At 58.9% G+C, this 22,108-nt stretch carries 20 protein-coding genes and 1 pseudogene; 12 read left to right on the top strand and 9 right to left on the bottom strand.

Going from position 1 to position 22,108, the window contains the following annotated elements:
* Window positions 1-152: 152 nt before the first annotated feature.
* The gene (locus tag K5E40_RS12660; protein ID WP_221731036.1) at window positions 153-656 is read right to left on the bottom strand and encodes a polysaccharide deacetylase; all 504 of its coding nucleotides are present in this window, start codon (window positions 654-656) and stop codon (window positions 153-155) included.
* A gap of 293 nt (window positions 657-949) precedes the next feature.
* Here K5E40_RS12660 and K5E40_RS12655 point away from each other — a divergent pair, with 293 nt between their 5' ends.
* The 6 genes and pseudogenes from K5E40_RS12655 to K5E40_RS35010 form a co-directional block, all read left to right on the top strand.
* The gene (locus K5E40_RS12655) at window positions 950-1,237 is read left to right on the top strand and encodes a hypothetical protein (RefSeq protein WP_221731035.1); all 288 of its coding nucleotides are present in this window, start codon (window positions 950-952) and stop codon (window positions 1,235-1,237) included.
* 96 nt (window positions 1,238-1,333) lie between these two features.
* Window positions 1,334-2,461, top strand: coding sequence for a hypothetical protein (locus tag K5E40_RS12650; protein ID WP_221731034.1), 1,128 nt, complete (start codon window positions 1,334-1,336; stop codon window positions 2,459-2,461).
* Between the two features lie 354 nt (window positions 2,462-2,815).
* A complete protein-coding gene (locus K5E40_RS12645) occupies window positions 2,816-3,115 on the top strand; it encodes a hypothetical protein (protein ID WP_221731033.1) in 300 nt (99 codons plus the stop codon).
* Between the two features lie 154 nt (window positions 3,116-3,269).
* A complete protein-coding gene (locus K5E40_RS12640) occupies window positions 3,270-3,713 on the top strand; it encodes a hypothetical protein (RefSeq protein WP_221731032.1) in 444 nt (147 codons plus the stop codon).
* Window positions 3,713-3,985, top strand: coding sequence for a type II toxin-antitoxin system RelE/ParE family toxin (locus K5E40_RS12635; protein WP_221731031.1), 273 nt, complete (start codon window positions 3,713-3,715; stop codon window positions 3,983-3,985). The genes K5E40_RS12640 and K5E40_RS12635 overlap by 1 nt, the downstream gene beginning before the upstream one ends.
* A 100-nt stretch (window positions 3,986-4,085) precedes the next feature.
* Window positions 4,086-4,208, top strand: a pseudogene (locus K5E40_RS35010) (XRE family transcriptional regulator); the annotation flags it as partial.
* 42 nt (window positions 4,209-4,250) lie between these two features.
* Here the strand turns inward: K5E40_RS35010 and K5E40_RS12630 are convergent.
* Together K5E40_RS12630 and hslO are read right to left on the bottom strand one after the other, a co-directional pair.
* The gene (locus K5E40_RS12630) at window positions 4,251-5,792 is read right to left on the bottom strand and encodes a phosphoenolpyruvate carboxykinase (RefSeq protein ID WP_221731030.1); all 1,542 of its coding nucleotides are present in this window, start codon (window positions 5,790-5,792) and stop codon (window positions 4,251-4,253) included.
* A 181-nt stretch (window positions 5,793-5,973) separates the two neighbouring features.
* A complete protein-coding gene (gene hslO, locus K5E40_RS12625) occupies window positions 5,974-6,876 on the bottom strand; it encodes an Hsp33 family molecular chaperone HslO (protein WP_221731029.1) in 903 nt (300 codons plus the stop codon).
* 105 nt (window positions 6,877-6,981) lie between these two features.
* On the opposite strand from hslO, the gene K5E40_RS12620 reads away from it, so the two are divergent.
* Window positions 6,982-7,782: a phosphatase PAP2 family protein gene (locus K5E40_RS12620; RefSeq protein ID WP_221731028.1), complete on the top strand. Its 801-nt coding sequence runs from the start codon at window positions 6,982-6,984 to the stop codon at window positions 7,780-7,782.
* A 158-nt stretch (window positions 7,783-7,940) separates the two neighbouring features.
* Here the strand turns inward: K5E40_RS12620 and K5E40_RS12615 are convergent, their stop codons facing one another.
* The gene (locus tag K5E40_RS12615) at window positions 7,941-8,348 is read right to left on the bottom strand and encodes an RNA-binding S4 domain-containing protein (RefSeq protein ID WP_221731027.1); all 408 of its coding nucleotides are present in this window, start codon (window positions 8,346-8,348) and stop codon (window positions 7,941-7,943) included.
* A 249-nt stretch (window positions 8,349-8,597) separates the two neighbouring features.
* Between K5E40_RS12615 and K5E40_RS12610 the strand changes: the two genes are divergently transcribed.
* Together K5E40_RS12610 and rimK are read left to right on the top strand one after the other, a co-directional pair.
* Window positions 8,598-9,044, top strand: a complete 447-nt coding sequence (locus tag K5E40_RS12610) for an ATP-dependent zinc protease (protein WP_221731070.1) — start codon at window positions 8,598-8,600, stop codon at window positions 9,042-9,044.
* Complete coding sequence (rimK, locus tag K5E40_RS12605; protein WP_221731026.1) at window positions 9,041-9,946, top strand: 30S ribosomal protein S6--L-glutamate ligase; 906 nt, start codon at window positions 9,041-9,043, stop codon at window positions 9,944-9,946. Before K5E40_RS12610 ends, rimK begins: the two co-directional genes overlap by 4 nt.
* A 149-nt stretch (window positions 9,947-10,095) precedes the next feature.
* On the opposite strand, the gene K5E40_RS12600 is transcribed toward rimK, so the two are convergent.
* Both K5E40_RS12600 and ompR read right to left on the bottom strand, forming a co-directional pair.
* Window positions 10,096-11,409 (bottom strand): ATP-binding protein, encoded by a 1,314-nt coding sequence (locus tag K5E40_RS12600; protein WP_221731025.1) that lies wholly within the window; start codon window positions 11,407-11,409, stop codon window positions 10,096-10,098.
* A gap of 114 nt (window positions 11,410-11,523) precedes the next feature.
* Complete coding sequence (ompR, locus tag K5E40_RS12595; RefSeq protein WP_221731024.1) at window positions 11,524-12,264, bottom strand: two-component system response regulator OmpR; 741 nt, start codon at window positions 12,262-12,264, stop codon at window positions 11,524-11,526.
* 358 nt (window positions 12,265-12,622) lie between these two features.
* Between ompR and K5E40_RS12590 the strand changes: the two genes are divergently transcribed.
* The 3 genes from K5E40_RS12590 to gshA all read left to right on the top strand — a co-directional run bounded on the left by K5E40_RS12590 (window position 12,623) and on the right by gshA (window position 17,184).
* Window positions 12,623-14,947, top strand: coding sequence for a Tex family protein (locus tag K5E40_RS12590; protein ID WP_221731023.1), 2,325 nt, complete (start codon window positions 12,623-12,625; stop codon window positions 14,945-14,947).
* Window positions 14,947-15,330 carry a PaaI family thioesterase gene (locus K5E40_RS12585; RefSeq protein ID WP_052032737.1) on the top strand — a complete coding sequence of 128 codons (384 nt, stop codon included), beginning with the start codon at window positions 14,947-14,949 and terminating at the stop codon, window positions 15,328-15,330. The genes K5E40_RS12590 and K5E40_RS12585 overlap by 1 nt, the downstream gene beginning before the upstream one ends.
* 270 nt (window positions 15,331-15,600) lie before the next feature.
* On the top strand, window positions 15,601-17,184 hold the full coding sequence (gshA, locus tag K5E40_RS12580; protein ID WP_221731022.1) for a glutamate--cysteine ligase: 1,584 nt from the start codon (window positions 15,601-15,603) through the stop codon (window positions 17,182-17,184).
* A gap of 51 nt (window positions 17,185-17,235) precedes the next feature.
* Here the strand turns inward: gshA and mgrA are convergent, their stop codons facing one another.
* From mgrA to epsC, 3 genes are all read right to left on the bottom strand, one after another.
* Window positions 17,236-18,273, bottom strand: a complete 1,038-nt coding sequence (mgrA, locus tag K5E40_RS12575) for an L-glyceraldehyde 3-phosphate reductase (RefSeq protein ID WP_221731021.1) — start codon at window positions 18,271-18,273, stop codon at window positions 17,236-17,238.
* A 379-nt stretch (window positions 18,274-18,652) separates the two neighbouring features.
* On the bottom strand, window positions 18,653-20,614 hold the full coding sequence (gene betT / locus K5E40_RS12570; protein WP_221731069.1) for a choline transporter BetT: 1,962 nt from the start codon (window positions 20,612-20,614) through the stop codon (window positions 18,653-18,655).
* Between the two features lie 385 nt (window positions 20,615-20,999).
* Entirely contained in the window at window positions 21,000-21,926 is a 927-nt protein-coding gene (epsC, locus tag K5E40_RS12565; protein ID WP_221731020.1) for a serine O-acetyltransferase EpsC, read from the bottom strand.
* Window positions 21,927-22,108 lie beyond the last annotated feature (182 nt).

Below are 22,108 nucleotides of genomic sequence, written 5' to 3'. Positions count from 1 at the left end.
CCTTTGACCGCTGCCATGCCAACAGCCTAGCGGGCGATCGCAGCGAGTCGAGAAAAGGTCGGGGGCCAAATCGATACGGAATGATACAGCGAAAGGCGCGCACAGCTCAGTGCCCGGGAGGCGGCCCGCCCAAGCAACACGAAATCCAGAACTCAGGGCCGCAACACCGCCACGCGCAACTGCTCGTTCAACATTTGCTCATGCACATCCAGGCTCTTGCTCGCCCACAGCGCATGGGCCGGGCTGATGTCTCCGGTGAACGCCGCCGCCAGTTGGCGCAGATCGGAGATGCTACGCACCTGTGGACAAAAGGGTTGCCCGTCACAGTCCTGACTGGCGTTGCGATAGGTGCTCAGCAAACGATCCCAGAGATCGTTGCGCACTTGCCTGATCGACTTGAGCTGCACTTGCGGCACGCCCAGCCGTTGCTTCAAACCCGACTCGTCCAGCGCTTCGCTGGCGAGCAAGGCTTTGCCGAACATCAGCACTTCGGCGCGAGAGGCCGTGTCGACATTCGCCTGGTTGGTCAGTGCACCCGGCCAACCGGTTCGATCCAGATGATCCAGTACCAGTGCGTTGCCAATATCAGCTGCCAATGTCAAACGGTAGCCAATAGCCCACAGCAATATGATCAAGGCCATTCGTAGCCACTGCATACCTAATTCCCTTTAAGCGTGTATCGGACGTTTGGAAACGTCCCACAGATTCTGGCGCGCACAATACAGATGTTTACCCAGAAGTGCCTGATAAAGCCGTGGGAAATTTCCCATATAAGGGTTTTGCCTTAAAAAGGTCATGAAAACATGTAGGGCAAATACCTGATCCCCCGGAAAACCCCCTACAAACGCTGTCCATCCTGGCCGTCTTGTCCCGCTGCGCAACACCCTCCTATAGTGGCCGGCGCGACTGAATCTCGCCGTAGCGACTTCTCAAAGGACAGACTTCATCCATGAACTCACTGCATCCACCCATCAACCGCTATCGCCGCTTGAAAACCACCTACAGCGACAATCCGGTGCTGGTTATCGACACTGACGCCAGCCATGAAGACTTGCTCAATGCCGCTCAACAAAGACTGTGCGCCGCCAACAATCTGCTGGAAACGCTTTACTGCATGTGTTTTCAACAAGCGGATGTCAAAGACATTCCCAACATCGTCAATGCGCTTTATTTATTGACTCAGGATGGTTGCGAACTACTGGAAGTGGCGAAATTCAAAGTCAATAATAAAAACTAAAAAACAACACGCAACAAACTTGGCAACAACCCACTGCTTCACCACAAAAATGAACCGCACTAGATTGATTGCTCTTCCATTAAAAGAGCAACAAACATGACGACTTTAACTGTCTTTTTTTGCGGTACTGGCTCCACCAGATTTGATACGAACAATCCGAACTACTGGAACGGCGAACTGGTTTCCACGCTTGCTTCGCACCACAGCGGCCGGGAGTTTGCCGAATGGGTCGTCGTCGACGGCCCGGGCACCAGCAATTTGCAGGCCGATGAACTGTTTACCGAGTCCGGCGATTACAACCTGAGCGGTACGCTGCTCGGAAAAGGTTGGGAGGAGAACGTCCAACATGCCGTGAACATTATCAAAGGCAAATGCGACTGGCAGCGTGAACAACTGACCGAAGCAGAATACAACCGACTGAAAGCTGCCGGCATTCCCATCGAAGACGTAAAAATCGAAGGCTCGTGGATGTGGCGAAAATATAACTACGGAGAGCGAAGCGTTACTCAGCAAACGTTACAGGAACAAATCATCAAGACGTACCGTAAGGACGGTGTCATTCCCACTCAAGTCAACCTGGTGGGATGGAGTCGCGGCGGCGTCAGTTGCCACATGTTGGCCAACGCCTTGTACGCCGACGACGCACTGAAGAACATTCCGGTCAAGATCTTCGCCATTGACCCGGTTCCGGGCATCGGCAATTTTCAGGAACACCGGGTGAAACTCAATGCCAACGTCAAAGAATATGTCGGCTTTTATGCCCGGAACGAGCGCTCCAAAGGCTTCAGTTGCGTCATCCCGCAAACCGCCACTGGCACCAAAACCAGCGTTTTCCCGATGCCCGGCCGCCACGCCACACTGGTGGGCAACGCCGCCGCTGACGGCGACAGCGGCCCTAACGTGCTGGCCGAACCCGGCCTGATCGTCCGCCACTTCGCCGAAGTGTGCCTCCAGCGCTGGGGCACGCCGCTGAGCAAAACCCTGAACCTGAGCGACACTGACCTGCGCCAGCACACCGACGCCATCGTCAGGGCCGCCGCGAAATACCAGGCCATGGAAAAGTGTTCGTACACCTACTTCACCGAATTGGACCAAGACGAACGTTATGTGTCGCTGGGTAGCAAAGGTGTGCCGTTTTCAGCGGTGAAAGGTTCGATTTACACACCCGAAACCGGGCTGACGACCAGTGTGCTGGATGAGGCGGCGTACAAGAATCTTGGTTGACGGTGAGCGAGCGAAAAAACCTACAGCAATCTCTTATCTGATCTTCGTCCCGTTCCTACAAGTCTGGACCCCGTTGCCGCCTATCGGCGCTTGGTAGTTCAAACCTATAGTCGTGACTGTCGCTGTCAAATCAGCGGTTCGGGCTTGGTCACCCGTATGAGTTGTGCACTCGCACTCGTTGTACGCTGCTGGCGCTTTTTGTGTCGGCACGCTTTATGGCGGCTGAGCTCGGGACGCCTTCGGGCGTACCGGTTGTGAGTGCCTCACTGGTTGACCAACCCGAACGCAGTCCGCCACCTATCGCTTGGTCACGGTGGGCGCGGATTCTCATGACATATTTCGAGGCCAAACATAATGAACGCATGGAACCCGCTCGCCCCCGATCGCTACCGCCCACTCGAATCCAACCTCACCGACACCAAGCCCCTGATCATCGAAACTGCGGCCCACCCGCACGACATCCTCGAATGCGCCGTCCAGCGCCTGCGCGCCTCCAGCGACCTGCTTAAAACCCACTACTGCCTCAGCTTCAAACAAACCGACGTCGAAGACATCGCCCACATCACCCACGCCCTCTATCTGCTGACGCAGGATGGCTGTGGTCTGCTGCAAGTCGCGCAGCAGCAAATGCTCAATTGGAAAGCGCCAGTCTGAAAAATCTCAGGCAGGTGCGCTCCCAATAAGTGGCGCCTGCCTCACCAAAGAACATCGATGCGGGACACCCGGCGTCCAGTGCAGGAGTTGAATTTTGCAAACTACTATTGATTGCGTACGATGGCAGCCATTGTTCAGCAAAGAGTTCGCCGTCATGACCACTGAAACCATCGATCACAGCACCCTGACGCGCCTGATTGAAAACGGTTCGGTCAGCAGCACACGTATCATCGCCAAGCCTGGTGGCTGGTCGATTCAAATTCATCAGGGAAGCAAAGCAAGTTCGCTCGCAGCGCAACGCAGTGGTCAGGTGCGCTTGTTCAAACGCCTTGAAACATTAGTGGCCTATTTGCAAGAACTGGGTATCACTCACTTCAATGTGGATGCATCCAGCTATGACCCGCTGCAAATGAAAACCTACACACGTCCTGATCGCGCCGAAGCAATGAAGCAAGCTCATGAGGCGGCGGCGTATGAAGAGTGGTTCAAGCGGCAGGTGCAAATCAGCATTGATGATCCAAGACCCAGCGTGAGCGATGAAGACGCTCGACGAATATTTGCTGCCAAGCGCGATGCCCTGCGTCAACGCGTGCGTTGATGAGGTTGATCTGGCGCCAAGAGGCGCTTGATGACCGAGACCGAATAATGGACCGCATTAGTCAAGACAATCCTGAAGCGGCTGCGGATCTCGACGAGGTGTTTGAATCAAAAGGGGAAGTCGCCCGAAAGCGCCCGACCTTATACAGAAGGGGCAGAGTTGAAGGCACACGAGAAATCGTCGCAGCTTCCAACTATGTCATCGTCTACACGATCAAAGATGAATGTGTGGAGGTGCTTCGAATAATGCATGCCCGACAACAATGGCCGTGAGAACTCGAAGAGTCGACAGGGCAAACGCAGCCGGCGGATCGACCAGCCAAGTGCAATTATTCTGGCGTTATCACTACCCAAGTGAAGGAATACTAACGTTATGGCTAGAAAAACTGCGGCTCTGCTTCCTAAAACTGCACGACTCCTGAAGGACCTTGGCGAACGCTTGAAACTGGCTCGGTTACGCAGGAGGCTGACGGCCAAACAACTCGCACAAAAAAGCCGCCCCTAAAGGGCGGCTTTTTCATTCACCACAAACCAACGCTTACAACTTAGGCCCAGCAGCCTTGATCGCGTCGCTCACTTCGAACTTCTTGAAGTTCTCGATGAACAGACCGGCCAGTGCCTTGGCAGCCTCGTCGTACGCAGCCTTGTCAGCCCAGGTGTTGCGTGGGTTGAGCAGGTTGGTTTCAACGCCCGGTACGGCCAGTGGCACGTCGAGGTTGATGGTGTCCAGGTGTTCGGTGGCCGCACCGATCAGTGCGCCGCTCTGGATGGCGGCGATCACTGCGCGGGTGGTCGGGATGTTGAAGCGTTTGCCAACGCCGTAGCCACCGCCGGTCCAGCCGGTGTTGACCAGGTAGACCTTGGAGCCGAAGCCGCGGATGCGCTTGATCAGCAGCTCTGCGTATTCGCCGGCCGGGCGCGGGAAGAACGGTGCGCCGAAGCAGGTGGAGAAGGTCGACTTGATGCCGCTGCCCGAACCCATTTCAGTCGAGCCCACCAGTGCGGTGTAGCCGGACAGGAAGTGGTAGGCCGCTTGCTCTTCGTTGAGGATCGACACTGGCGGCAGCACGCCGGTCAGGTCGCAGGTCAGGAAGATCACAGCGTTTGGCTCGCCACCGAGGTTGTGCTCGGAGCGCTTGGCAACGTGCTCCAGCGGGTACGCGGCGCGGCTGTTCTGGGTCAGGCTGACATCGGCGTAGTCGGCGTGCTTGGCATCGTCGATGACGACGTTTTCCAGGACTGCGCCGTGCTTGATGGCTTTCCAGATGACCGGCTCGTTCTTCTCGGACAAGTCGATGCATTTGGCGTAGCAGCCGCCTTCGATGTTGAAGACAACGCCTTCGCCCCAGCCATGTTCGTCGTCACCGATCAGGTAACGGCTTTCGTCGGCCGACAGGGTGGTTTTACCGGTGCCCGACAGACCGAAGAACAGGGTCACGTCGCCTTCTTCGCCGATGTTGGCAGCGCAGTGCATTGGCAGCACGTCAGCGGCCGGCAGCAGGAAGTTCTGCACGGAGAACATGGCTTTCTTCATTTCACCGGCGTAACGCATGCCGGCGATCAGCACTTTCTTCTGGGCGAAGTTGAGGATCACGCAACCGTCGGAGTTGGTGCCGTCACGCTCAGGCACGCACTCGAAGTTGGCCACGTTAAGCACTTGCCACTCGTCACGGCCAGCCGGGTTGTACTGGGCCGGGTTGATGAACAGGCAACGACCGAACAGGTTCTGCCAGGCAGTCTGGGTGGTCATTTTCACGGCCAGGTAGTGATCTTCGGCCGCGCCTACATGCACATGGGAAACAAAGTGCTCTTGCGCGTTGTTGAACGCCTCGACGCGAGCCCACAAGGCATCGAACTTGTCGGCCGGGAACTTGCGGTTGATCGGGCCCCAGGCGATAGCGGCCTGGGTGGAAGGCTCTTCAACGATGAAACGGTCGACTGGCGAACGGCCGGTACGATGACCGGTGCGAACAACCAGAGCGCCGGTATCGGCAAGCTCGCCTTCACCGCGGTTCAGGGCTTCTTTTACCAGATCATCAACACTCAGATCGGTGTACACGGCGTTATTGGCTTGCGTCATGAGGTTCCCCGTCGGCCAGTGGCCGAGTGTGCTCCAAACGTTTTGTAGTAGAAAGTTGCGCACTACTACCGCGAAAAAAGTGGGCCGGATTATGCCAGAAAAGCCCAAAAAGAGTAGGGTCCTCCCGTCGTAACGGCGAAATTCCGTCGTTGAGCAGTGAATTTACCTGCGCTGAACCGTTTTAGTGCCGGGTATCTGACGGCGTGTCGACGCCCGCACCAGCGAACAATTGAGCGATGTCGGCCGCATCGAACAAGTAGCGTTCGTTGCAGAACTGGCAATCGATCTCGACGTTGCCGCCCTGTTCGGCAACCAGCGCCTGCGCATCTTCCAGACCCAGACTGACCAGCGCATTGCCCGAGCGTTCACGCGAGCAGCTGCAACGGAAACGCAGCTTCTGCACGTCGAACAGGCGCACTTGCTCTTCATGGTAGAGACGATGAAGCACGGTTTCGTTGTCCAGGCTCAACAATTCATCGGCGGTCAGCGTGCTGGCCAGCGCGGTGATGTGCTGCCAACTGGCCGCGCGGTCTTCTTCGTCTTTCAGGCGGTCGGCCGGCAGTTGCTGCAGCAGCAGACCCCGGGCGCGGCGGCCGTCGGCGAACAATTTGAAGCGGGTGCCGACCTGTTGCGACATGACGAAATAATTGGTGAAGCAATCGGACAGGGTTTCGCCGTCGAGATCGACGATGCCCTGATAGCGCTGGCCAACCGTCGGGTCGACAGTCAGGGCCAGCACACCCTTTGGCATGAGGTCGCTGAGGGTCGCATCGGCGGCAATCTGATCGGCGTGGTAGCGCGCCAGTCCTCGGATCTCGCGCTCGCTGGAGCATTCGATCATCAGCATCGGGATCGGGCCTTCGGAACGCGCTTGCAGAATCAGCAAACCGTCGAACTTCAGGGTGCCCACCAGCAAAGAGGCCGCCGCCATCAATTCGCCCAGCAATTGCGCGACCGGCTCGGGGTATGGGTGTTTGGCGAGGACTTCGGCGTAACTGCGCTCAAGCGCCACCAGTTCGCCGCGGGTGTCGCTGTCATCGAAGATGAAGCGTTGGGTGAAATCGGTATCCGTTAGATCGGTCATAGGTCTGGGTATCTGAAAGTGATGACAAAATGATTACAAAGAATGAAAATTTGCGCTTCTTGGCACCCATTTTGGTGCCGACTGCTAAGCCATGGGAGGCATTTTATGAACAATCCGGGTTTGTTCCAATCAAGGTGGAACCTCGGCCGGCTGGTTCTGTGCAACGCGGTGCCGTTAGCGCTACTGGCTTTCTGGTTATGGCCTACGGGTAACTCGTTGTGTGTGATTTTCGACGAGTGGCTGTTCCGCTCGCTCAATGCACCACTGGCCAGCAACCCCATATGGCTCCACATCTGGGCAATTGCAAGTATGCGTCCGTTCGACATCGTCGTCGGGCTGATTCTGCTGATGCTGCTGATCAAGGGCGACTGGGTGTTCAAGGCGATTGATGTACGCCGTGCTTTTTTCGGTTTTTTATCGATCCTGCTGTTGATGGTGGTGATCCGCACGCTGTTTTCCAAGTTCGCCGATTTCATGGACTGGCAGCACAGCAGTCCGTCGATGGTGCTTGAAGGCGCGGTGCACCTCAGCGATTACTTCCCGCATCTGGAAAAGACCTGGGAGCTGAAAGATCGCTCGAGCCAGAGCTTCCCGGGTGACCATGCTTCGGTGTTGCTGATCTGGGCATTGTTCATGGGGGTGTTCAGCCGCACGATCGGCCAGTTCCTGACGATCTGGGGCCTGGCGGTGCTGTTCATGTTGCCGCGGCTGGTGGCCGGGGCGCATTGGGGTCAGGACGATTACATCGGCGGCGTGTTGCTGGCGGTGTTGGCGTTGGGCTGGGGCTACTACACGCCATTTGCGTATCACGCCGCGAATTTCTGGCTGAAAGTGACGGCGCCGATCTTCAGTTTGCTGGGCAAGCTGCCGTTGGTTTCGCGGATGAGTGTGATGCGTAGCGCCTGATATCGCGGCGTCCATGGCGAGTGCTGCGCACTCGATTCGCGAGCAAGCTCGCTCCCACAGGGATCTTCAGTGAACATTCATTTGTGAACACCAGATATACCTGTGGGAGCGTGGCTTGCCCGCGATGACGCCAGCACTGGCAACACCAAGTTTCGGCTCTAATCGTCGTTGCTATTACCCCGAAACTTGAACAGATCCCGCCGCTGTTTCTTGCTCGGCTTGCCGTCGGTACTCACACCCAGCGCACCGGCCTTGCGCATCGCCGCAGCCGCTTCGCGCTTGGCGATACTCGCCTCGGTCTCCGCATACAGCGTTTGCGCTTCGGGCGCGCCACGACGCACGACAGACAGAGCCTCGACCCTCACTATGCGCACTTCAAAACCAGTGCGAATCTCAAATTCGTCGCCAATGCGTGGCTCTTTGCCAGGCTTGCAGCGCTCGCCTCGACAATGCACCTTGCCACTCTCGATCGCTGCTTTGGCCAAGGCACGGGTTTTGTAAAAACGCGCGGCCCATAGCCACTTATCGAGACGGACCTTGTCGTCCTCTTCGTTTTTTTGTGCCATGGAATGTCCTCATTCTGAAATATTGGTGAACTGTACTACCGTTTCTGTCGTGCCATGAATGACCCCATCCCGGATTACAATGCGCACATTCCGGCGCCTGCTTCAGACGCTGGTAATCCGGGCTGTAGATATCTGTCGCCTTTTAACCATTATTCTGCGTGAATACCGCAAATCCGGCCTCTGCGGGCTGAGCGGTTGTCACGGTTGAGCATTTTTTTGAAGACATTTGACCATTTGACCGTTGTCGGTCTGCGCGAGTGGGTGGCGCTCCCTGATTTGGGAGTCGCGGGCCTGCGGGCAAAAATCGACACCGGTGCCAGCACCTCCAGCCTGCACGCCACTGACATCGAGCCGTTCGAACGCGACGGCGCGAAGTGGGTGCGCTTCACTGCGCACCTGGGCACGGTGGTGCAGTTGCGTCACCGGCGTTGCGAAGCGCCTTTGGTTGCGCGCAAAACCATTAAAAGCTCCAACGGTCAGGCTCAGGTGCGCTATGTGATCAGCACCACCCTGGCCCTCGGTGATCGGGTCTGGTCAGTCGAGTTCACCCTCGCTTGCCGTAAGTCCATGCGTTATCGCCTGCTGCTCGGCTCCAAAGCCCTGATTGACGGCCAACTGGTGGTAAATCCGGGCATCAAATATGTACAAGACAAGCCGGTGTTCCCGGTATCTACCTCCTCCACAGGTGTTGCATGAAGATCGCTGTGCTGTCGCGGAACCCGCGTCTGTATTCCACCCGTCGCCTGGTCGAAGCCGGCACCGAGCGCGGGCATGAAATGGTGGTGATCGACACCTTGCGCGCCTATATGAACATCGCCAGCCACAAGCCGCAGATCCACTATCGCGGCAAACCGCTGGAAGGTTTCGATGCGGTGATTCCACGGATCGGCGCATCGGTAACGTTCTATGGCTGCGCGGTGTTGCGCCAGTTCGAAATGATGGGCGTGTTCCCGCTCAATGAATCGGTGGCCATCGCCCGTTCGCGGGACAAATTGCGCTCGCTGCAACTGCTATCGCGTCGGGGCATCGGCTTGCCGGTGACCGGATTCGCTCACTCACCGGATGACATTCCGGACCTGATCGACATGGTCGACGGTGCTCCGCTGGTGATCAAAGTGCTGGAAGGCACTCAGGGCATTGGTGTGGTGCTATGTGAAACCGCGACGGCGGCGGAGTCGGTGATCGAAGCGTTCATGGGCCTGAAGCAGAACATCATGGTCCAGGAATACATCAAGGAGGCTGGCGGTGCGGACATCCGCTGTTTCGTGGTCGGCGACAAGGTGATCGCGGCCATGAAGCGCCAGGCCAAACCGGGCGAGTTCCGCTCCAACCTGCATCGTGGCGGCAGCGCCAGCCTGATCAAGATCACCCCGGAAGAACGCATGACAGCGCTGCGGGCGGCCAAGGTCATGGGCCTGGCGGTGGCGGGGGTGGATATCCTGCGTTCCAATCACGGGCCGCTGGTGATGGAAGTGAACTCGTCGCCGGGGCTTGAAGGGATCGAGACCACCACCGGGAAGAATGTGGCGGGGATCATCATTGAGCATCTTGAGAAGAATGGCGGGCCGAATATGACCCGAACCAAAGGCAAGGGCTAAACCCGGAAATATGTGGCGGCTGAGAGGCCGCCTTCGCGAGCAAGCCCGCTCCCATAATGTCCGTGTCGTACACAAATCATGTGAACATCGCGGCCCCTGTGGGAGCTTGCCCGCGAAGGGGCCATCAGCCTCACCCTAGATGTCAGTGTTTAAACAGCATCCCGAGGCAACATCAACCCCAACGGCAACCTTACCCGCGCCTCCAGTCCACCCCCGGACCGATTACGCAATTCCACATTGCCGCCATGCATCGAAGCGATCCGCTTCACGATCGCCAACCCCAACCCGGTGCCTTTGCCGCCACGAGCGCGGTCACCACGGGTGAACGGGTTGAAGATCGCCTCAAGCTCCGAAGGATCAATCCCCGCCCCACGGTCCATCACACTCAGCACCACATACGGGGCACTGGTGTCGCCGGACACATACGCGGCGACTTCAACGCCGCTGCCGGCATGATTCAAGGCGTTGCCAATCAGGTTGTTCAACAAGCGTTTCATTGAAACCCGGCGCAGCGGAAACGGCTGGATCGGTTCCAGACGCAGCCGAACCTTCTCTTCACTCTGGTTGTACGGCGCCACGACTTCACGTACCAGATCGCTGAGATCCACCTCCTCCACAGACTCGTCCCGACCATCGCGAATGAACGCCAGGAACTGGTCGAGAATCGCGTCCATGTCCTCGATGTCGCGCACCATGTCGTCGGTCAGGTCGTTACGGTCGCCCATCAATTCAAGCGACAGCCGCAACCGGGTCAACGGCGTGCGCAAATCGTGGGAAACCCCAGCCAGCATCAACTCGCGCTCACGTCCGGCCTGTTCGACGTCCTCGGCCATCTGGTTGAAGGCGCGATAGACCTCGGTCATCTCGCTTGGCGTGTCGCTGATCGGCAGGCGCACGCTGCGGCCCTGACCGAGTTGCCGGGCGGCATACACCAGTCGCTTCAAGGGTTGGTTAAGCTGGCTGACGAAAATCCATGCCGACGCGGTCGACAGCAAACCAATGGCGAGGAACCAGCCGAGGACGTTCCAGATTTTCTGGCCACGCAATGGATGCGGGTACAGTGGGACTTTCAGCCAGCCATCGCCCAGGCTCGGTGCACGGACCCAGAGCGCCGGCGGTGAGTGCATGCGTAATCGCACCTCCGTGTCGGGGCCCAGCTCGGTCTGCATCTGCCGCTGATAAATTTCGCTATAAGGCCAATGTTGTTCGCCTTCCGGCACACCCGCCCCGACCACCCTGATCAGGGGCACCTTATCGGCGATCTTCGCGCGGTTTTCTTCGTCTGCGGCCCAATAGGCGCGCAGCGTCAGAGCGACGCCGTGGCTGTATTGGCGATCCACCAGCACGTCCTCGTTCATCAACAGATAAACCAGGGTCAGCGCCTTGGAAAACAGCACGACAATAAGCACCAGCCAGAGGGTGCGGGAGAAAAAACTTTGGGGAAACCAGACGGGGGTTTTCATCTTTAACCGCTACACACTTGCAGGAGCGAGCAATGCTCGCATATTGCGGATTGCGAGTCTGTGAGATTGGTCATTCGACTCGCCCCCGACAGACTCGCTCCTACAAATCACCGATCACTTGGTGGCGGTGCCATCCGGTACAAACACATAGCCCACGCCCCAGACAGTCTGGATGTAGCGCGGTTTGGACGCATCGGGCTCGATCATCCGGCGCAGACGGGAAATCTGCACATCGATGGAACGCTCGAGGGCATCCCACTCGCGGCCACGGGCCAGGTTCATCAGTTTGTCGCGGGTCAGTGGCTGACGCGCGTTCATGACGAGGGCCTTGAGTACCGCAAACTCACCGGTGGTGAGCATGTGTACTTCGTCGCCGCGCTTCAGTTCGCGAGTGGCCAGCGACAACACGTAATCACCGAAGGTGACGTTTTCGTCTTCGCTGCCCGGTGCGCCCGGTACCGGTGCGGCCTGACGGCGCAGCACTGCTTTGACCCGGGCCATCAGCTCGTCCGGGTTGAACGGCTTGGCCAAATAGTCGTCGGCACCCAGTTCCAGGCCCTTGATGCGGCTCATCTCATCGCCCTTGGCGGTGAGCATGATGATCGGAATCTGGTTGTTTGCCGCCCGCAGACGGCGGCAGGCGGTCAGACCGTCTTCGCCAGGCAGCATCAGGTCGAGGACGACCAGATTGAAAACTTCACGCGAGAGCAGACGATCCATCTGCTCGGTGTTCGGTACGGTACGGGCACGATAGCCCTTGCTGACGAAAAAGCGTTCCAGCAGGCTACTCAGCCCTGGATCGTCGTCAACGATAAGAATTTTTTCGCCTTCAGCAGGTTGTGCAGTGCTGCTCATTGGATGCTCCTTTTAGCTCGGCGCGCATTATGGCTTAGCTGCCGTTATACGCACCGTGTGCATTGTTAGCAGATTTTTCCTTCACTGCCAGAAAACCGGGGTTTATGCCTACAGACTGCAACGCCCCCGAATGACAGAACGCTGGTTATAATGCGCGGCGTTTTGTGCCAGGCAACGTCTGAATCGTTACCGGAGTTGGCCGGGCTTTTTTCCCGGTGGCCGCAGTAATTGTTCGATTTCACGGGTCAATGGGGTGCCTTTTGACCCAGGCAGCGGCAATCCTCTAGCCGTTCAACCAGACTCCGGGCCTTTGTTTCCGTGCCTGCGAGCCTGCTTTCACACTATGTCAGGTGGTTTTATGGACAGCATCAACAGCCGCATCGCCGAGGAACTCGGTGTACGCCCACAACAGGTCGAAGCGGCCGTCGCGCTACTCGATGAAGGCTCTACCGTTCCCTTCATCGCCCGTTACCGGAAAGAAGTGACCGGCAGCCTTGATGACACGCAGTTGCGTCATCTGGAAGAGCGTTTGCGCTACCTGCGAGAACTCGACGAACGGCGCATCAGCATCCTCGCCAGCATCGAGGAGCAAGGCAAACTTACCCCTGCCCTTGAACGCGATATCAAACTCGCCGACACCAAGACCCGCCTCGAAGACTTGTACCTGCCGTACAAGCAAAAGCGCCGCACCAAGGGCCAGATTGCCCTGGAAGCCGGCCTTGGCGACTTGGCTGACGGGCTGTTCAACGACCCGAATCTTGCTCCGGAAACCGAAGCCGCACGCTTCGTCGACGCCGAAAAAGGCGTGGCCGATGTGAAGGCTGCGTTGGAAGGCGCCAAATACATCCTGATGGAACGCTTCGCCGAAAACGCCAGCCTGCTGGAAAAACTGCGTAGCTACCTCAAACAGGAAGCAACCCTCAGTGCCCGCGTAATTGCCGGCAAGGAAGAAGAAGGCGCCAAGTTCCGCGACTACTTCGAACACGACGAGCCGCTCAAAAGCATGCCGTCGCACCGCGCACTGGCGATTTTCCGTGGCCGCAACGAAGGCATCCTCAGTTCCGCACTGAAGGTCGGCGACGAACTGCCGGGCGCCATGCACCCGTGCGAAGGCATGATCGGCCAGCAGTTCGGCATCCAGAATCAGAACCGTCCGGCCGACAAATGGCTCGGCGAAGTGGTGCGCTGGACCTGGAAGGTCAAGCTCTACACCCACCTGGAAACCGACCTGCTGGGCGAGTTGCGCGACGGCGCCGAAACCGAGGCGATCAACGTGTTCGCCCACAACCTGCACGACCTGCTGCTGGCGGCACCGGCCGGCCCGCGTGCGACCCTGGGTCTCGACCCGGGCCTGCGTACCGGTTGCAAGGTGGCCGTGGTCGACTCTACCGGCAAGCTGCTGGATCACGCCACGGTTTACCCGCACGTTCCACACAACAAGTGGGATCAGACCATCGCCATTCTGGCAGCCCTGTGCGCCAAGCACTCGGTTGACCTGATCGCCATCGGCAACGGCACCGCCAGCCGCGAAACCGACAAACTGGCGATCGAATTGATCAAAAAATATCCAGCCATGAAGATGACCAAGGTCATGGTCTCCGAGGCCGGCGCATCGGTGTACTCGGCGTCGGAACTGGCAGCCAAGGAATTCCCCGATCTGGACGTGTCGATCCGTGGCGCGGTGTCCATCGCCCGTCGTTTGCAGGATCCACTGGCCGAGCTGGTGAAAATCGATCCGAAATCCATCGGTGTCGGCCAGTACCAGCACGACGTGTCTCAACTGAAGCTGGCGCGCGGTCTGGACGCTGTGGTCGAGGACTGCGTGAACGCCGTCGGTGTCGACGTCAACACCGCTTCCGTGGCGCTGCTGGCACGGATCTCTGGCCTCAACGCCACACTGGCGCAGAACATCGTGGCGCACCGCGACGAACACGGCGCATTCAAAACCCGTGCAGCGCTGAAGAAAGTCGCGCGTCTGGGCGAAAAAACCTTCGAACAGGCCGCCGGTTTCTTGCGCGTGATGAACGGCGACAACCCGCTGGATTCCTCGGCGGTTCACCCGGAGGCCTATCCACTGGTGCAGCGTATTGCCGCTGAAACCGACCGCGACATCCGCTCGCTGATCGGCGACGCCGGGTTCCTCAAGCGTCTGGATCCGAAGAAGTTCACCGACGAGACCTTCGGTCTGCCGACCGTGACCGACATCCTCCAGGAACTGGAAAAACCGGGCCGCGACCCGCGTCCCGAGTTCAAGACTGCCGAGTTCCAGGAAGGCGTCGAAGACCTCAAAGACTTGCAACTGGGGATGATCCTCGAAGGCGTCGTCACCAACGTGACCGCGTTCGGTGCCTTCGTCGACATCGGCGTGCATCAGGACGGTCTGGTGCACATCTCGGCGCTGTCGGAGAAGTTCATCAAGGATCCGCGTGAAGCGGTGAAGGCCGGTGACGTGGTGAAAGTGAAGGTCATGGAAGTCGACATTCCGCGCAAACGCGTGGGCCTGTCGATGCGCATGGGCGACACCCCGGGCGAGAAGATTGATGGCGCCCGTGGCTCGCGTCCGGGCTCGGCGCAACGCCAGCCGTCAAACAATGCGCCACGCAAGGAAACCGCAACAGCGGCGCCCGTGAACAATGCGATGGCCTCGCTGTTCGCCAACGCCAAGCAGTTGAAGAAACGCTGATGGACATTCCGGCCGGGCTCGTCGAGAGCGCGTTTTTCAAGCTGTTGGGCTGCCGCCTGCACAGCCTGGAAACCGGGGTGGCGCAAGTCGCCCTGGTGCTGGAACCGGAACTGCGCAATCGCGGCGGCAAATTGCACGGTGGCGCGCTGTTCAGTCTGGTCGACATCGCCATGGGGCTGGCCTGTTCCAGCACCCACGGTTTCGATCAGCAGAGCGCGACCATCGAATGCAAGATCAACTATATCCGCGCCGTTTCCGACGGCGAGGTGCTGTGCACGGCGCGGGTCATCCACCCGGGCCGCCGCACGCTGGTGGTCGAAGCCGACGTGATGCAGGGCGACAAACTGGTCGCAAAAGCGCAAGGCACGTTCGCTGTCCTGTAGATGTTGTTCATCATTTTGAGTTAATTTCGGCGCAGCGAATCCTGTGGGAGCGAGCCTGCTCGCGAAGACAGTGTGTCAGTCGACGGTGATTTAGGCTGAAATACCCTCTTCGCGAGCAGGCTCGCTCCCACAGGGATTGTGCAGTTCTTGACTGACCGGCAAATGGCCTGCCGCTATAAAACCAGGCGAAAACGCCAGTTTCAACTTCACCCTTGTAGACCGTCTTGCCCACCCCCATATTGGGGCGACTGACGCGTGAAGGAATCCAAATTGAGCGAACTTCTCAACCGCCGCCTGGCTCTGCTCGGCGAGCGCGCTAACCTCTCTCTGCTCGAACAGTGCCTCCACGGTATCGAACGTGAATGCCTGCGCGTGACCAGCGAAGGTCGTCTTGCGCAAACGCCGCACCCCGAAGCCTTGGGTTCCGCGCTGACCAACGAAAAAATCACCACCGACTATTCCGAGTCGCTGCTGGAGTTCATCACGCCCGCCCTGCCCGACCCGGCAGACACACTGGCGAGCCTGGACAGGATTCACCGTTTTGCCTACAGCAAACTCGGCAACGAGTACCTGTGGAGTCCATCGATGCCGTGCCCATTGCCGGCCGAGGAAGACATCCCGATCGCCTATTACGGCACGTCCAACATTGGTCAACTCAAGTACGTCTACCGCAAGGGCCTGGCCCTGCGGTACGGCAAGACCATGCAGTGCATCGCCGGGATTCACTACAACTTTTCCCTCCCGGAAAAACTCTGGCCGTTGCTGCGCGAAACCGAGGGTTTTGTGGGCACCGACCGGGATTTCCAGTCGTCGTCCTATATCGCGCTGATCCGCAACTTCCGGCGCTACAGTTGGTTGCTGATGTACCTGTTCGGCGCCTCACCGGCGCTCGACGCGGGCTTCCTGCGCGGTCGTTCGCACCAGTTGGAACAGCTCGATCCAGACACGCTCTACCTGCCGTACGCCACCAGCCTGCGCATGAGCGACCTCGGTTACCAGAGCAACGCCCAGGCCGGCCTGACGCCGTGCTACAACGATCTGACGAGCTACACCGACAGCCTGCGCAAGGCCGTGGCCACGCCGTACGCACCGTACGTGGAAGTCGGCACGCACAAGGATGGTGAGTGGGTTCAGTTGAACACCAACATCCTGCAGATCGAAAACGAGTACTACTCCAACATCCGCCCAAAACGTGTGACCTACAGCGGCGAGCGGCCGATTCAGGCACTGGTGGCCCGTGGCATTCAGTACGTCGAAGTGCGCTGTCTGGACATCAACCCGTTCCTGCCGATGGGCATCGACCTCACTGAATCACGCTTCATTGATGCGTTCCTGCTGTATTGCGCACTCAACGACAGCCCACTGCTGACCAACACCAGTTGCAGCAACGCGACGTCGAACTTCCTCAGCGTGGTCAAGGAAGGTCGCCGTCCGGGTCTGCAATTGCAGCGCGATGGTGAGCCGGTCGAGATGAAGGCATGGGCGGTAGAGTTGCTGGAAAAAATTGCCCCACTCGCTACGCTGCTCGATCAGAGCCATGGCGGCGATGCCCACAGCAAGGCACTGGATGCGCAACTGGCGAAAGTCCGCGACCCGTCGCTAACGCCCTCGGCCCAAGTGCTGACGGCGATGGCCGAGCACAAGGAAAGCTTCGCGCAGTTCTCCCTGCGTCAGAGTCAGGCACATGCCGAGTTTTTCCGCAGCGAGTCGTTGACGGCTGACGAGCAGGCGAAGTTTGAGGAACTGGCGCGTTCTTCTCTGGCGGCTCAGGCTGAGCTGGAGCAGAACGAGGTGGGCGATTTCGATGTGTTTGTCGGGTCGTATCAGGCGAGCATTCTGGCGATCAGTCACTGAAGACCCCTCCCCCAAGCCTCTCCCTTAGGGAAGGCTTGGGTTGAAGGTTGCTCACTCCGCCGTCGAAGGCTTCTCCCAAAGATTGATCCCACCCTCCTGGGCAAACCGATCAATCTCCGCCAGTTCCTCAGCGCTAAAGCTCAAATTCTTCAACGCCCCGACGTTCTCGATAATCTGCTCCGGCCGGCTCGCGCCGATCAGTGCCGAGGTCACCCGTGAATCACGCAGCGTCCAGGCCAGTGCCAGTTGCGCCAGGCTCTGGCCGCGACGCTTGGCGATCTCGTTCAGCGCTCGTACATGGGCAATGTTTGCCTCGGACAAATGCGAAGCCTGCAGCGAACCACCGCCCGGACGATTGACCCGCGCATCCGCCGGCACCCCGTTGAGGTATTTGTCGGTCAGCAGACCTTGCGCCAACGGCGTGAAGGCGATGACGCCAGTGCCGAGTTCATCAGTGGTGTCGAGCAGGTCTTTTTCCACCCAGCGGTTGAGCAGGTTGTATGCCGGTTGGTGAATCAGCAGCGGCACTTTCCACTCTTTGAGCAGCGCGGCGATCTCGCGGGTTTTCACCCCGGAGTACGACGAGATGCCGATGTACAACGCCTTGCCCTGTTGCACCGCAGTGGCGAGGGCGCTGGCGGTTTCTTCCAGTGGGGTGTCCGGGTCGAAGCGGTGCGAATAGAAGATATCCACATAGTCCAGACCGAGGCGTTGCAGGCTCTGGTCGAGGCTGGCCAGCACATATTTACGCGAGCCACCGCCCTGGCCGTAAGGGCCGGGCCACATGTCCCAACCGGCCTTGCTGGAGATGATCAACTCATCGCGGTATTGCTTGAAGTCTTCGCGCAGCAGGCGGCCGAAGTTGATCTCGGCGCTGCCGTACGGCGGGCCGTAGTTGTTGGCCAGGTCGAAGTGGTTGATCCCCAGGTCGAACGCAGTGCGCAACAGGGCGCGCTGGGTGTCGATCGGCGTGCTGTCGCCGAAGTTGTGCCACAGGCCCAGCGATAGCGCCGGCAGCACCAGACCGCTGCGCCCGACGCGGCGGTAAGGGATGGACTCATAGCGGTTTTCGGCAGCGGTGTAAGTCATCGAATCCTCTCTTGTTTGATTAACAACGAATGGAGGGTGAAACCAAACCTGTGGCACCCATTGGGAAGTTGCCCAGCATACGCCCAAGCAAGGCGACGCCAACCACGGAGTCGACCAATTGCTGAAACGTTTCACATTTCCACACCGGGATCATCAAGCGCGAGAGCACCGAATGGCGATAGCGAATACTGGGGGTTAAGACAGTTGCTCCCACACTGTAGGGCGATTGACGCAAACCCTCTGGGAGCGGGCTCGCGAAGGCGAGCATAACCGTCCATGAATATCCACCCTGCACACCCCAATCATCCTCTTCTTTGGCCTGATCCTGGCAGGGTGTTCGAGCACCGAGTCTTGATCCGACTCGGCGCTCGACCCACGATCAACGCACCAGATGCAGGAACTGCATGTGCCGTTCGTACTGGTCGAGGATGTCGTTGATGATCTGCTCTTTGGTGTAGCCGACCAGATCGTAGTCCTGACTGCCCTCGCTCAGGTGCACTTCGGCGCGGTAGTAGCGGCGGTTGTTGAGCTGCTTGGAGCCCATGCCACCCCGGGCGAATGATGGCGTGAAGTAGCCGCGCATCTGCACTTGGTAGATGAACGCATGCTGCTCGCCGTGGCCGATTTCCAGACTGATGTTGTCGTGCGCGGGATCCGGCTGGGTCACCACGTTCAGACCTTTCTCAACAAATACCGCCGTCACTTCTTCAATCGCCGGGCGCACGGTGGTGTCCATGAAACGGTACACCTCATCGCGCGAAGGGAAGTGCACGGCCTGACTCAGGCGCTGACGCCAGCCCCCTGTGCCACGCCGCGAGCCGGACACCGGCGCCAGCGAGTGCAGTTGCGCGATCTGCTTTTGCGACTCCAGATAAAACGCCTTGTGCAGGCCCCACATCATCAGAAGCAGGATCAGCGAGAACGGCAACGAGGTCAGCACCACCGCCGACTTCAGTGCATCGATGCTGCCGGAGAATAACAGCGAACTGGTGATCAGCGCCGTCATCACGCCCCAGAACACCCGCAGCCATTTCGGCCCGTCTTCGTCTGGGTTGCCGCCCTTGGCCGACAGTGTCGAGAGCACCACGGTACCGGAGTCGGCTGAGGTGACGAAGAACACGAAGCTGATGAACACCGTCACAGCAATGACGGTTTTGCTCCACGGGTAAGTTTCCAGCAACAGGTAAATGGTCATCGACGGGTTGTCGAGGGCCGACATGCCGAGCGCGCTCATGCCGTGATTGAGCACCTGATCGAGGGCGCTGTTGCCGAAGATCGACATCCACGCCAAGGTGAAGCCGAGCGGGATCAGCAGCACGCCGAAGACGAACTCACGAATGGTACGGCCGCGGGAAATCCGTGCGATGAACAAGCCCACGAATGGCGACCATGCGATCCACCAGGCCCAGTAGAACACCGTCCAGCCGCCGAGCCAGTCGCTCGGTTTGTCATAGGCGTAGAGGTCAAAACTCTTCATCGGCAAGGCGCCGAGGTAGTCGCCCACGTTCTGGATCAAGGTATTGAGCAGATGTTGGGTGGGGCCGGCGAACAGCACGAACAGCAGCAGCGCGCAGGCCAACAGCATGTTGATGTCGGACATCACCCGCACGCCCTTATCCACACCGGCGACAGCCACGATGATCGCCGCGCCCATCATCAGGGTGATCAAACCGACCTGAATCCACTGGGTGTGCGCGATGCCGAACAAGTAGTCCAGACCCGAGTTCAGGTGCAGCACACCAAAGCCCATGTCGGCGCCGAGACCGAACACGGTGGCGATGATGCCGAAGCCATCCACCGCGTAACCGATGGGACCATTGATACGTTTGCCGATCAGTGGATACAGCGCCGAACGCAGGGCCAGCGGCAGGTTGTGACGATAGGCAAAGTAGGCCAGCGCCATGCCGACGAAGGCGAACACACCCCAGCCGTGCAAGCCCCAGTGCAGAAACAGAATCTGCATCGCCTGGCGCGCCGCGTCCGCCGTGCCGGCCTCGCCTTGCGGCGGTTGCAGCATGTGGGTCAACGGTTCAGACACGCAGAAGAAAAACAGCGTGATGCTGATCCCGGCAGCGAACAGCATGCCGGCCCAGGACAGGTAACTGAATTCGGGTTCGTCGTGGTCGGCACCGAGTTTGATCTTGCCGTAGCCGGATAACGCGGTGACCACCACGAAGACCAGATACAGGCTCATCGCGAGCATGTAGTACCAGCCGACCGTGTTGGCTGCCCAGTTCTGCGCTGCCAGCAGCCAGGCACCGGCTTGTTGTGGCATGGCGATGACCACGAGACCAAACAGCAGAATGACCGTCGCGGCAAAGTAGAACACCGGCGGATTCATGCGTACCAGGCCGCTGGCGGGAGTTGAAGATGCACTCATGAAACACGCACCTCGATGGATTGAGACGTGGCTGAAATGATCGGACTCAGCAAAGGCAAGCCTCCTGTTGTGAGCGGGCAGCGAACCACCGGTTTAACTTGATTGAACGTTCAAGTAAAACATGGATAGGACGCTAAGGACTAATCGTACGGCCAGCCGGTAGTGTTCCTACGCTAGCTCAAGGAGAGGTATGACGTGGGGTTGGGGAGATTCGTTCAGTGGAGAATTGGCGCAGGGACATTATCTGGATTCACCCCGAAATCCATTCGCGAGCACGCCCACTCATTCCAAATGTGGGAGCGGGCTTGCTCGCGAAGAGGCTGGATGCCGCAACAAAAATCAGAAGCTACTTCTGCGTCCCGTCATCATGCTGCAAATTGGCCTGGGTCAAATTGCACCCCGCCGGCACGCTGCGGGTCAGCCACACATTGCCGCCGATGGTCGACCCCTTGCCGATGGTGATCCGCCCAAGAATCGTCGCCCCGGCATAAATCACCACGTCGTCCTCGACAATAGGATGGCGTGGATGGCCCTTCTGCAACTGCCCGTCTTCATCGGCCGGGAAGCGCTTGGCGCCTAACGTTACCGCCTGATAGATCCGCACACGCTCACCAATGATCGCCGTCTCGCCAATCACCACACCCGTGCCGTGATCAATAAAGAAACTACGACCGATCTGCGCGCCCGGATGGATATCAATGCCGGTGGCCGAGTGCGCAATTTCTGCGCTGATCCGCGCCAGCAACGGCAGCCCTGCACGATACAAATGGTGGGCGAGACGATGGTGGATCACCGCCAGAATCCCCGGATAGCACAGCAGCACTTCATCCACACTGCGCGCCGCCGGATCGCCGTGATAAGCCGCCAGCACATCGGTGTCGAGCAACGTGCGCAAGCCCGGCAATGCCAGGGCGAAATCCTGAACGATCCGAATCGCCCGCGCTTCGACTTCGGTGTCAGCCTGAGCGCTGTGGCGGGCGACATAACGCAGTTCCAGACGTGTCTGGGCGAGCAACGCATTCAGCGCGACATCAAGGGTATGGCCGACGTAGAAGTCTTCGCTTTCCTCACGCAAATCCACCGGCCCCAGACGCATCGGGAACAATGCGCCACACAGCGCTTCAAGAATCTGCGCCATCGCGGCGCGGGACGGCAATTCGCGGCCGCCCTGTTCGCCGGATGCCCGGCCGTTCTGGGCGCGCCACTGATCCCGTGCGCTGCGCAGTTGACCGACGATGGTCTGCAATTGCCAATGACTGGAACGCTCGCTCACGGTAAAGACTCCTCACGGGCGGCCGGAGTGTCTGGCCGCATCAACGGCGACTACTTTACGGCATGGCTGTGAGGGCGAATTAAGAACCGATAGTGCTGGACTCAGTCCATTTGGCTATAAGTCATTCGCGGTTGCCCCTGCAAAAGCGCGTGCCTATAGTCCCTTCATCTTTCTCCGCCAGT

This window comes from Pseudomonas baetica (assembly GCF_019733355.1).
Taxonomy (GTDB): Bacteria; Pseudomonadota; Gammaproteobacteria; order Pseudomonadales; family Pseudomonadaceae; genus Aquipseudomonas; species Aquipseudomonas baetica_A.
The sequence above is the reverse complement of the archived record's forward strand: the minus strand, read 5'-3'. Positions and strand labels throughout refer to the sequence as shown.

Excerpts from the sequence above, each read along its gene's own strand:
- K5E40_RS12655 (WP_221731035.1), top strand. The coding sequence starts at position 950 with ATGAACTCACTGCATCCACCCATCAACCGCTATCGCCGCTTGAAAACC.
- K5E40_RS12660 (WP_221731036.1), bottom strand. The coding sequence starts at position 656 with ATGCAGTGGCTACGAATGGCCTTGATCATATTGCTGTGGGCTATTGGC.
- K5E40_RS12630 (WP_221731030.1), bottom strand. The coding sequence starts at position 5,792 with ATGACGCAAGCCAATAACGCCGTGTACACCGATCTGAGTGTTGATGAT.
- K5E40_RS12640 (WP_221731032.1), top strand. The coding sequence starts at position 3,270 with ATGACCACTGAAACCATCGATCACAGCACCCTGACGCGCCTGATTGAA.
- K5E40_RS12645 (WP_221731033.1), top strand. The coding sequence starts at position 2,816 with ATGAACGCATGGAACCCGCTCGCCCCCGATCGCTACCGCCCACTCGAA.
- K5E40_RS12650 (WP_221731034.1), top strand. The coding sequence starts at position 1,334 with ATGACGACTTTAACTGTCTTTTTTTGCGGTACTGGCTCCACCAGATTT.
- K5E40_RS12635 (WP_221731031.1), top strand. The coding sequence starts at position 3,713 with ATGAGGTTGATCTGGCGCCAAGAGGCGCTTGATGACCGAGACCGAATA.
- betT (WP_221731069.1), bottom strand. The coding sequence starts at position 20,614 with ATGAATCCGCCGGTGTTCTACTTTGCCGCGACGGTCATTCTGCTGTTT.
- ompR (WP_221731024.1), bottom strand. The coding sequence starts at position 12,264 with ATGAGCAGCACTGCACAACCTGCTGAAGGCGAAAAAATTCTTATCGTT.
- rimK (WP_221731026.1), top strand. The coding sequence starts at position 9,041 with ATGAAGATCGCTGTGCTGTCGCGGAACCCGCGTCTGTATTCCACCCGT.
- K5E40_RS12600 (WP_221731025.1), bottom strand. The coding sequence starts at position 11,409 with ATGAAAACCCCCGTCTGGTTTCCCCAAAGTTTTTTCTCCCGCACCCTC.
- K5E40_RS12590 (WP_221731023.1), top strand. The coding sequence starts at position 12,623 with ATGGACAGCATCAACAGCCGCATCGCCGAGGAACTCGGTGTACGCCCA.
- mgrA (WP_221731021.1), bottom strand. The coding sequence starts at position 18,273 with ATGACTTACACCGCTGCCGAAAACCGCTATGAGTCCATCCCTTACCGC.
- K5E40_RS12585 (WP_052032737.1), top strand. The coding sequence starts at position 14,947 with ATGGACATTCCGGCCGGGCTCGTCGAGAGCGCGTTTTTCAAGCTGTTG.
- hslO (WP_221731029.1), bottom strand. The coding sequence starts at position 6,876 with ATGACCGATCTAACGGATACCGATTTCACCCAACGCTTCATCTTCGAT.
- K5E40_RS12620 (WP_221731028.1), top strand. The coding sequence starts at position 6,982 with ATGAACAATCCGGGTTTGTTCCAATCAAGGTGGAACCTCGGCCGGCTG.
- K5E40_RS12615 (WP_221731027.1), bottom strand. The coding sequence starts at position 8,348 with ATGGCACAAAAAAACGAAGAGGACGACAAGGTCCGTCTCGATAAGTGG.